This window comes from Actinoallomurus sp. NPDC052274, assembly GCF_040679475.1.
Taxonomy (GTDB): Bacteria; Actinomycetota; Actinomycetes; order Streptosporangiales; family Streptosporangiaceae; genus Actinoallomurus; species Actinoallomurus liliacearum.
The window spans coordinates 61,038-70,344 of sequence record NZ_JBFAUT010000052.1 but is presented as its reverse complement, the minus strand read 5'-3'; the positions used below and the strand labels follow the sequence as shown (position 1 = coordinate 70,344).

At 73.2% G+C, this 9,307-nt stretch carries 11 protein-coding genes and 1 pseudogene; 4 read left to right on the top strand and 8 right to left on the bottom strand.

The window, feature by feature from the left end:
• Positions 1-303: pseudogene (locus AB0K82_RS33545) on the top strand (hypothetical protein); the annotation flags it as partial.
• A gap of 10 nt (positions 304-313) precedes the next feature.
• Here AB0K82_RS33545 and AB0K82_RS33540 read toward each other — a convergent pair.
• Both AB0K82_RS33540 and AB0K82_RS33535 read right to left on the bottom strand, forming a co-directional pair.
• Positions 314-1,291, bottom strand: a complete 978-nt coding sequence (locus AB0K82_RS33540) for a hypothetical protein (protein WP_364404767.1) — start codon at positions 1,289-1,291, stop codon at positions 314-316.
• A 20-nt stretch (positions 1,292-1,311) separates the two neighbouring features.
• The gene (locus AB0K82_RS33535) at positions 1,312-1,632 is read right to left on the bottom strand and encodes a PadR family transcriptional regulator (protein WP_364404765.1); all 321 of its coding nucleotides are present in this window, start codon (positions 1,630-1,632) and stop codon (positions 1,312-1,314) included.
• Between the two features lie 48 nt (positions 1,633-1,680).
• Here AB0K82_RS33535 and xseA point away from each other — a divergent pair, with 48 nt between their 5' ends.
• The 3 genes from xseA (at position 1,681) to AB0K82_RS33520 (ending at position 4,037) form a co-directional block, all read left to right on the top strand.
• A complete protein-coding gene (gene xseA / locus AB0K82_RS33530) occupies positions 1,681-2,886 on the top strand; it encodes an exodeoxyribonuclease VII large subunit (RefSeq protein WP_364404763.1) in 1,206 nt (401 codons plus the stop codon).
• 138 nt (positions 2,887-3,024) lie between these two features.
• Complete coding sequence (locus tag AB0K82_RS33525) at positions 3,025-3,753, top strand: hypothetical protein (protein ID WP_364404761.1); 729 nt, start codon at positions 3,025-3,027, stop codon at positions 3,751-3,753.
• Between the two features lie 47 nt (positions 3,754-3,800).
• A complete protein-coding gene (locus AB0K82_RS33520) occupies positions 3,801-4,037 on the top strand; it encodes an exodeoxyribonuclease VII small subunit (protein ID WP_364404759.1) in 237 nt (78 codons plus the stop codon).
• Between the two features lie 123 nt (positions 4,038-4,160).
• Here AB0K82_RS33520 and AB0K82_RS33515 read toward each other — a convergent pair whose 3' ends face one another.
• The 6 genes from AB0K82_RS33515 to AB0K82_RS33490 all read right to left on the bottom strand — a co-directional run bounded on the left by AB0K82_RS33515 (position 4,161) and on the right by AB0K82_RS33490 (position 9,278).
• Positions 4,161-4,799, bottom strand: a complete 639-nt coding sequence (locus tag AB0K82_RS33515; protein ID WP_364404757.1) for a response regulator transcription factor — start codon at positions 4,797-4,799, stop codon at positions 4,161-4,163.
• Complete coding sequence (locus AB0K82_RS33510; protein WP_364404755.1) at positions 4,796-5,977, bottom strand: sensor histidine kinase; 1,182 nt, start codon at positions 5,975-5,977, stop codon at positions 4,796-4,798. The genes AB0K82_RS33515 and AB0K82_RS33510 overlap by 4 nt, the downstream gene beginning before the upstream one ends.
• Positions 5,978-5,979: 2 nt before the next feature.
• Complete coding sequence (locus AB0K82_RS33505) at positions 5,980-7,635, bottom strand: substrate-binding and VWA domain-containing protein (protein ID WP_364404753.1); 1,656 nt, start codon at positions 7,633-7,635, stop codon at positions 5,980-5,982.
• A gap of 101 nt (positions 7,636-7,736) precedes the next feature.
• On the bottom strand, positions 7,737-8,549 hold the full coding sequence (locus AB0K82_RS33500; protein ID WP_364404752.1) for a DUF4245 domain-containing protein: 813 nt from the start codon (positions 8,547-8,549) through the stop codon (positions 7,737-7,739).
• Entirely contained in the window at positions 8,533-9,120 is a 588-nt protein-coding gene (locus AB0K82_RS33495) for a TetR/AcrR family transcriptional regulator (protein WP_364404771.1), read from the bottom strand. Before AB0K82_RS33495 ends, AB0K82_RS33500 begins: the two co-directional genes overlap by 17 nt.
• A gap of 20 nt (positions 9,121-9,140) precedes the next feature.
• Complete coding sequence (locus AB0K82_RS33490) at positions 9,141-9,278, bottom strand: hypothetical protein (protein ID WP_364404750.1); 138 nt, start codon at positions 9,276-9,278, stop codon at positions 9,141-9,143.
• Positions 9,279-9,307: the final 29 nt, after the last annotated feature.

Below are 9,307 nucleotides of genomic sequence, written 5' to 3'. Positions count from 1 at the left end.
GGCGGCGGCCTCCTGGCCGCCGCCGCCGTGATCGCCGCGGCCCTGTTCCACCTCGCCGTCGAGCTGGGGTACGTCGCCGCCGGCTGGGGACTCTCGGTGTCCCTGATGCGGGAGGAGGCCAAGGGCGCCTACCAGGGGGTGAGCGAGGCGGCCACCGCGACGGTCCAGATCGCCGGACCGGCGATCTTCACCGCGGCGCTGGCCGCCTTCGGCGCCGGCGGCTGGCTGCTCGTGGCGGCCGTCTTCCTCGCCGCGGCCGTCCCGCTCCCCCCGCTCGCCCGCCACGCCCTCCGCACCCGCTGAACCCGGTGGTTCAGGCCCGAGCGCGAGCCCCGCGACGGGCCGTGACGACCATCGCCCCCACCAGCACGGCCTGCAGGGCCCAGAAGACGGCCGTGACCGTCGTCGGGACCACGCCCTCGGTCAGCGCGAGGTACGGACCGCTGCTCGTCAGGAAAACGAACGCCGCGGCCAGCGCCCAGCGCAGATCCCGGGTCACCGCCGTCGCCCAGACCCCGCAGGACAGCAGCGCCATGGTCAGTCCGACGCGCGCCAGATCGACCACCGGGAGATAGTCCGGAACCCGCGCCACGTGACAGACGGTCTCCGAGGAACAGAACGTCTCGGCGTGCGAACTCATCGGGAGGTGCACGTGCCGGGCCGCCCACATGATCGCCAGCGCGGCGACCCACCACCAGGAACGACTCTGCGGCCTGGACGAGCGGCGTACCGCGAGGACCGCGAGGACGACCAGGGCGGCCGCCATGGCGCCGTACCGCGTGACCATCTCCCCGGAGCCGTAGTCGGGTCCGAAGTCCGGCACCACGCCGAGGATCGACTCTCCGCCGATCAGCGACCGGTTGATCTGGTACGCCTCGAGCAGCGCGAGGGGCAGCGCCACCCAGAGCCGGCCGCGCAGCAGGGCCAGGAACAGGACGGCGGAGCCGATCGCCCAGACCGGGTTGGGACTCCCCGGGTCCACCTCGACCATCGTCAGGTCACCGAGGAGGTTGATCAGCGCGGTCAGGAGGGCGCCCAGGGCGAGGCCGTCGGCCCACCACGGCCCGGACCGCGCGGTGCGCTCGCGGAGGCGGGCCGCCAGGCCGCCCGTGACCAGGCCGACGCACTCACGGATCGAGGGCCTCCCCCCGCCCGCCGAGACCTCCAGCAGCGTCCCGACGATCTCCTCGCCGTGCACCGCCCGGTAGGCGGGCGGGTACGCCCGCAGCAGGCGGCGGCACCACGACTCCGCGCGACCGGCCCCCGCTCCGCGCAGCGGCGCTGTCCTCATGATTCGCTCACTCCGTTCGCTCATGCCGGCGCCGTCCCGGGTCGGCCGAACACGATTCTGGCCGCTCGTGCCATGCGTTGTGCCTCCTCGGTGACGGCCTCGGCGCCGTCCTCGGTGATCCGGAAGTAGCGGCGGGGTCGCCCGCCGACGGTCTCCTCGCGGTCGACGGCGATCAGGCCGGACCCGGCGAGCCGGTCCAGCGCGCCGTACAGGGTGCCGACCGCCAGCCGTACCCGGCCGCCGGACTGCTCCTCGGCGCGCTTGATGATCGCGTACCCATGGAGGGGACCGTCGAGGAGCGCCGCCAGAATGAAGTAGGTGGGCTCGCTCATCGATCTCATGCGACCGAACCATATATCGAGTTACGAAGTATTGGCTACGCTTTCGGCATGGCGTTGGAGACCTCACCGGAGCAGCCCACCCCGGTCCGCACCGTCCTGCAGCTCGTGGGCGGCTGGATCGCCAAGCTCGGAAGGATCTGGGTCGAAGGCCAGATCACCGAACTCAACCGCCGGGGCGGCACGGTGTACTTCACGCTGCGCGACCCGGTGGCGAACGTCTCGGTGCGGGTGACGTGCGCCCGCGCCGTGTGCGACAACGCGGGCCCGGCCGTGGTCGACGGCGCGCGGGTCGTCGTGCACGCCAAGCCGGACTTCTACATCAACCGCGGGTCCTTCGCCCTGTCGGCGTTCGAGATCCGGCCCGTGGGCGTGGGCGAGCTGCTCGCCCGGCTCGAACGCCTCAAGCAGCTCCTCGCCGCCGAGGGGGTGTTCAACGCCGAGCGCAAGCGCCCGCTGCCGTTCCTGCCCGGAACGATCGGCCTGATCTGCGGCCGCGACTCCGCCGCCGAGCGCGACGTGCTGGAGAACTCCCGGCGCCGCTGGCCCGCCGTCCGGTTCACGGTGGAGAACACCGCCGTGCAGGGCTCGTACGCGGTGGGCGAGATCATCGACGCGCTGCACCGGCTGGACGCCGCGCCCGACGTCGAGGTGATCATCATCGCCCGGGGCGGCGGGTCCCTGGAGGATCTGCTGCCGTTCTCCGACGAGGCGCTCGTCCGCGCGGTCGCCGCCGCCCGTACGCCCGTCGTCTCCGCGATCGGCCACGAACAGGACACGCCCCTGCTCGACTACGTCGCCGACGTACGCGCCTCCACCCCGACGGACGCGGCGAAGAAGACCGTCCCCGACGTCCGCGAACAGCTGGCGCTCATCGGCCAGCTGCGCGACCGGGGGCGCCGCTGCCTGTCCGGACGGGTCGAACGCGAGATCCAGTGGCTGACGGGCATGCGCTCCCGGCCCGCGCTCGCCGACCCGGCGCGGGAGATCGAGCGGCAGGCGGAGGGCGTCGCGACCCTGCGGGACCGGTCCCGGCGCTGCCTGGCAGCGGCCCTCGACCGGGCGGGGGACGGCCTGTCGCACACCCGCGCCCGGCTCGTCGCCCTCTCCCCCGCGGCCACGCTCGAGCGCGGCTACGCGATCGCGCAGCGCCCCGACGAGTCCGTCGTACGGGCGGCGGCGGACGTCCGCAAGGACGACGAGTTGCTGGTGCGGTTCAAGGACGGCCGGATCACGGTGCGCGTCGACGCGGTCTGAGCAGGCGTTTCCGACGGAACAGGATGCGCAAAGGTCCCATAAGTGGCAAAAATGGTCTCCTGCCACTGGCTCACCTTCCCTCGGGCTGACCGACCGCGGACAGCGGCAGGGACCCGACCTCGCGAAAAGGACCCCCCGTTGACCCAGCCTCCGCCGTACCAGCAGCCCGGCCCCTACGGCGGGCAGCCGTACCAGGGATACCCCCAGCAGCAGCCCGCCCCGCAGCAGTACCAGCAGCCCTATCAGGCGCCGCCGCAGGGTTACCCGCCCGCGCAGGGACACCCCGGCGCGTACCCGCCCGACCAGGGTTACCAGCAGGCCTACCAGGGACAGCAGCCCGCCTACCCGGCACAGGGGTACCAGGGACAGCAGCCCGCCTACCCCGCGCAGGGGTACCAGGGACAGCCGATGGGGTACCAGCAGGCACCGGCCCAGGGCTACCCGGCGCCGACGGGGGCCCAGCCCGGGTTCAACGGGATCACCTGCCGCGTCTGCGGGAACGGGCCCGCGGCGCAGGCGACGTTCCGCGGCGTCGTCGGCGCCGTCATCATGCACACCATCTGGACGGCGAGCGGACCGTTCTGCCGTGACTGCGGCCTGGCGACCTTCCGCAAGCAGACGACGAAGACGCTGGCCGGCGGCTGGTGCAGCATCGGCGCGATCGTGCTGACGCCGTTCTTCCTGCTCTTCAACCTGATCGCCCGCGGCAAGGTGGCGAACCTGCCCGCGCCCCAGCCGGCCAGCGCGAACGCCCCGGCGCCCCTGGACCCCGGGCCCTCGGTGTTCGAGCGGCCGGCCGCCTACGTCTATCCGGTGCTCTTCGTCCTGTTCTGGATGCTCGTGATCATCGGGAACCTGGCCTCCTGACCGGCGTCGCTCACCGCTCGCGGCGGAACTACCTCTAGGGTTGGAGCGTGGCGGAGGAGAAACCGGAGCTGTCCTACGAGCAGGCCCGCGACGAGCTGACGGACGTCGTACGACGCCTCGAGGCGGGCGGCCTGACGCTCGAGGAGTCCCTGGCCCTGTGGGAGCGCGGCGAGAAGCTGGCCGCGATCTGCGAGGAGTGGCTGGAGGGCGCCCGGGCCAGGCTCGCCGCGGCCATGGCCGAGCGCGCCGAGCCGGCGGAGCGCTCGGAGGGCGCGCCCTTCTGACTCCGCCGACGCGCCGACGCGCCCTCTGAGGTTCGCGGATGCGCCGACGCGCCGTCCAGGGTTCGCCGACGCGCCGTCCGAGCTCGCCGACGCGGTACGGCGGGCGACGGTGGAGGCCCGCGCTCAGGGCTTCGCGGTGCCGAGCCAGCGGGCGATCGCCGCGGCCCGGGAGCGCACCCCGAGTTTGGCGTAGATACGGCTGACGTGGTTCTTGACGGTCTTCTCGGACAGCACGAGCCCGTCGGCGATCTCCAGGTTCGAGCGCCCCTGCGCGATCAGGCGCATCACCTCGACCTCGCGGGTGGACAGGCCCAGGCCGCCGCGTCCGGGCGGTGGGCCGGCGGACGCGGACTGCAGGGACTCCACCACGACCCGGGCCGCCACCGCGGACAGCGGGTTGGCGCGGCCCGCCACGACGTCGCGGATCGCCACGACCAGGTCGTCCGGAGAGAACGATCCGTGGACGAGGTACCCGCACGCTCCGGCCTGGATGGAGTCGCGGATCGAGTCGGGGTCCTCGTTGTACGACAGCATGAGCACCTTGCTGATCGCGGAGAGCGGGCCGGCCGCCCGGATGCCGTCGACGTCGGGCATGCGCACGTCGAGGAGGACGAGGTCGGGGCGGAGCCGCCGGGCCAGATCGATGGCCTGACGGCCGTCACGGGCCGTCGCGACGATCTCGACGTCGTCGGCGACCTCCAGGAGCGCGACGAGCCCCATCAGCACGACCGGGTTGTCGTCCACCACCATGACGCTGATCATCGAATCGCCTCCCGTACTCCGTTGACCTCCGGCAGGCAGACCGTGAGCGTACTGCCGTTGCCGGGCGCGGACGTCAGGGTCAGCAGGCCGCCGACCCGCCTGGCCCGTTCCGCCATTCCGACGACGCCGTAGTGGCCGTCCCGTGCCAGCGCGGTCGTCAGGTCGGCCATGGCGGGCGGGCAGGCGAAGCCCCTGCCGTCGTCCCGTACGGACAGCTCCACGCGGCGGCCGTCCGCCGTCAGGGTGACGCGCACGGTCGCGGCGGCGGCGTGGCGTTCGACGTTGGTCAGCGCCTCTTTGAGGATCGCCAGCGTCTCCGCTCGCCAGGCGGGCGGTAGGCGTACGTCGGCGGTCGCGTCGACCTCCACCGTGATCCCGGTGCTCGCCGCCCAGTCCGCCGTCATCCGCCGGACGGCCTCGGCCAGCGGCCGGCTCTGGTCGCCGTCCCGCAGTCCGGCGATGAGCTCTCTGGCCTCGGCCAGCGCGATCTTCAGTCCGGCGGCGATGTTCTCCGCCTCCTGCTCGGCGCGCGCCGGGGACTTGCGCACCCAGGCAGGCAGCGCGGCCGCCGACAGCGCGACCCCGTGCAGCGTCTTGGCCAGCGAGTCGTGCATGTCGCGGGCGAGCCTCAGGCGTTCCTCCGCGGACGCCGCGACCACCTCGGCCTCGTGGCGGGCCTCCTCGGCCTCGGCGTACTGCTGGAGCAGCCGGTGCACGGCGATGCCGACGCATCCCGCCACCGGGTAGAAGACCGGCAGCGCGACCACCGCCTGCAGGCCGACGCTCTGGATCGACCGGGCGGCCAGGTCGTACAGCATGACCTGCAGCGCGCACACGAACAGCAGGCCCCGCCACTCGTACAGGACCCCCGCCAGCGCCGAGGTGACCACGCTGAAGAGGAAGAACGGGCCGAAGGCGCCGGCGGACTCCAGGACGAGGTAGGCCACGGCGGCGTCCAGCGCCAGCATGAGCGGCCTGCGGGCCAGCAGCGGCAGCAGCCGGCCCGTCAGCTGCGCCACCGTGACCGAGATCACGGCCACGGCGCCCATGGGGACGAGCACCGCCCAGGTGAAGCGCACGCTCGGCACGAGGACGACCGCCATCGCGAGCAGCAGCAGCCGCGCGTACATCAACAGCCGGACCGTGACGTACAGCCGCGAGGACAGAGTGGCCTTCATGGTCAGCGCGGGCAGGGCAGGTCTTCGTCGACGCGTAGGGCGACGGCGCAGCGGAACAGGGTCATGATCTGCTGGTCGTTCCGGATGGAGTAGGCGGCACCCGCCGTCGCCTCGGCGATCTTCCGCAGGGGCCTCATGTCGACGCCGTCCCCGAACGCCATGAGGGTGATGTTGACCTGGCGTTCCGGGTCGAAGTCCTTCTTCAGCTCGGCGACCAGCCGGTCGAGCGTGAGGCCGTCCCGGCTGCCGGAGGCGCCGCCGGTCAGCACGAGGACCTCGTTGAGCATTCCGGGCCGGTATCCCTGCGACAGCTCACGGTAGGCGTCGAGGATGGCGTCGTACATGCCGCCGTCCCTTCCCCGCTCCGCCCCCAGCCCGTCGATCCGCTGGAGCAGCCGGGCCCGGCGGGTTCCGGTGGGGGCGAGTTCCCGCAACGGGCCGGTCTCGACGAGCCGCCGGTACGGACGGCCTCGGGCGGGGAAGGACCACAGCCCGAACTCGGTGTCGTCCTCCAGCAGCGACAGGCCGTTGCTCAGCGCCCCCGTCATCACCTGCACGCGCGTCCGAGGCCCCATCCGGGCGAGCGTCGCGCCGGACACGTCGATCAGCGCGATGGCCCGCAGTCCCTGCTGCATCTTCTCCCAGGTCCCGCGCATGGCGAGCGCCGCTCCCGGGCGGACCACGGGCAGTGCCCGCGGCGGGTCCGCGGGCAGCCCGGAGGCGGCCGGCCCGCTCGCGGCGCCGGCCGGGGCGCGCAGTCCGGCGGCGCGCAGCCGGGCCACGCCGTCGGCGGAGCGCAGCGCGTCGAGCAGGCCCGCCGCGACCCGTCCGCGTGCCCGGTCGGTGGTGAGGACGGCGTACGGGAAGTCGAGGGCCGGCGCCGTCGCCGGGTACACCGCGGCGACCTGGCGTCCCTCCTGCCGCTGCCGCCAGATGGTCTGCTCCGCGAGCGGCAGCACGGGCGGCCTGCCCTGGTCGGCGAGGGCGGCGATGGCGTCCGTGACGTCCGACGATGGCTTGACGCCCTGGAGCATGCGGCTGAACGTCTGCAGGCCCCCGGACCCGCCGCCCGCGGCGGACGAGAGGGCGAGCAGCGACGTCATCGCCGTCGCGGACGGGACCGGGTCGAGCAGGCGCAGGCTGTAGGCGCCGGTCGTGAAGGCTCCCCATCCCTGGCCGGCCAGCCGCGACCCGTAACGCTGGGCGTTCTCCGGTGTCATGGCGAACACCACCGGAGACGACGCCACGGACGGCGCGGACCGCACCGCCCGGCTCTTGACGCCGTCGAACCACAGCGAGGAGTCGGCGATCCAGACGTCGGGCCGGGCGTCGGCCGCCTTGTCGCCGGACGCGAGCAGCCGCGCCGTCTGCGCGGAGTCGCCGGTCACGACGTTCACGTCGGCGCAGCGGGCCTTGTCGTAGCGGACCGCGACCTCGGTGATCACCGCCGCGATGGCCGGGTCGGCCGTCACGGTGAGCGACCGGTCCTGGCAGGCGGTGTGGTTCCGGTAGACGAGCCAGCCTCCGCCACCGAGCGCCAGACCGACGACGAGGGCTACGGCCGCCGCCACGCTCGCGCGTTCGCGCCCGCCCGCGGAGGACGGCGCCGCTCCGGTGGAGTCCGGCGACACCTCATGGTCGGAGAATGAGGAGTCCACCGTTGTGCGTCCTCAGGGGGAGGCTCGTGCCTGCACGGCATCTCGCAAGCACGACGATCAGTGGGGTCCCCATGATCCCCAAGCTACCCGAATCTCCCGACTTATCGCGGGGTTTCGGACTTCCCTGGGGACGCCTTCGGCTGGGGCCGAAGGGAGCCCGCGAGCGTGGCGAGTTCCTCGTACGAGGCCGTACCCGTGACGACCAGCGTGACGCCGGGCAGCCGCCGCACGAGCGAGCGCTGGTTCTTGTCCTTACGGAGCGTCTTGTCCCACGCCGCGCCGGACACCTGGAGCGAGCCGTCCGGCTTGCCCTGGCTGGTCATACGGGCGACGAAACCGTCGCTGCCGTCCGGCCGCTCGTTGCTCTCCTCGAGCGCGGCGTACTGCTTGCCGGGCGTGTAGTACCCGAGGTGCCAGCCGATCGGACCGTTCGCCCGGCCGCTCAGCCGCGAGCTGGTGGGATACCACTTCGGGTCCAGCCCCTGGGGCGCCTGCACCGTGAACGGCGCGATCGCCACCAGGCCGTTCAGATCGCCGTGGTAGTCGGCCTGCGGGATGGCGTTCGGATTGCGCCGGGGAGTGACCAGCAGGACGAACCCGACCACCACCAGGCAGGACAGCATCGCCATCGCGAAGCCCGGCACCCCGGACGTCAGCCGCCGGTAGACCGAGGGCGACACGACGATCGGTCCCTCGCCGGCCGAACCCCCCGCGGCCGCCTCGGCACCGCCCGCACCGGACGCCTCCGAGGACCGCCCGGCGGACATCTCCGAGGACCGCTCATTCGACGCCTCCGAAGACCGCTCGGCGGACGCCTCCTCGGCTCGGGACGCCTCGCGGTTCCGGGTTTCGGACGCCTCCGGGGGCTCCGCCTCGCTCACCGGCGTCCGGGCCGCGTCACGGCTTTCGCTCACGGCGGCTCTCCATGCTCGAGATGATCGCCAGCACGTCGTCGGCCAGCCGCCGGGACGCCTCCTCGTCCTCCGACAGCGCCACCTCCGAGACCGCGCCGGACACGGCGCCGGTCAGCACGACCACGAGGGCCTCGTCGACGTCGCCGTCGCCGGTCTCGAACAGCGCGGCGTTGCGCCGCGCCCAGGTGCGCAGCCGGTCGCGCAGCACCCGGTCGAACCCGGGCGGCCCGTCGCCGGACACGAACAGGCGGGACAGATCGGGCTCGGCGAGGCAGCCGTCGAGGTAGGCGCGCGCCCCCGCGATGAACAACCGCATGGGGTCGGACTCGCCCAGGTCACGGGCCCGGTGGACGGCCTCCCGGGTGCGCTCCTGCTGACGGGACTGGAACTCGCCGAAGAGCGTCAGGTAGAGATCGGCCTTGCCGCTGAAGTGGTGGTAGAGGCTGCCGACGCTGGCCCCCGCCTTGGCGACGATGTCGGTGACCGCCGCCTGGGCGAACCCGGCCTCGGAGAACACCTCGCGGGCGGCCGCCAGCAGCGCGCTCCGCGTGGCGGCACCACGATCCGACATCCGCGAAACGGGTTCGACGCTCACTGACGCGCTCCTCGTGGGGTGGAAGGCACGCCGAACACGCGCCGTACGGACGGCACGCCGCGGGAGTGCCCCACGGTCGGCCCACCGGCCCGCGTCGGCCGCTCGTCGGCCTGCCACTCGATGTCGCTGCTCATGACGGCCCTAGATTACGCCCTGTCTGCTC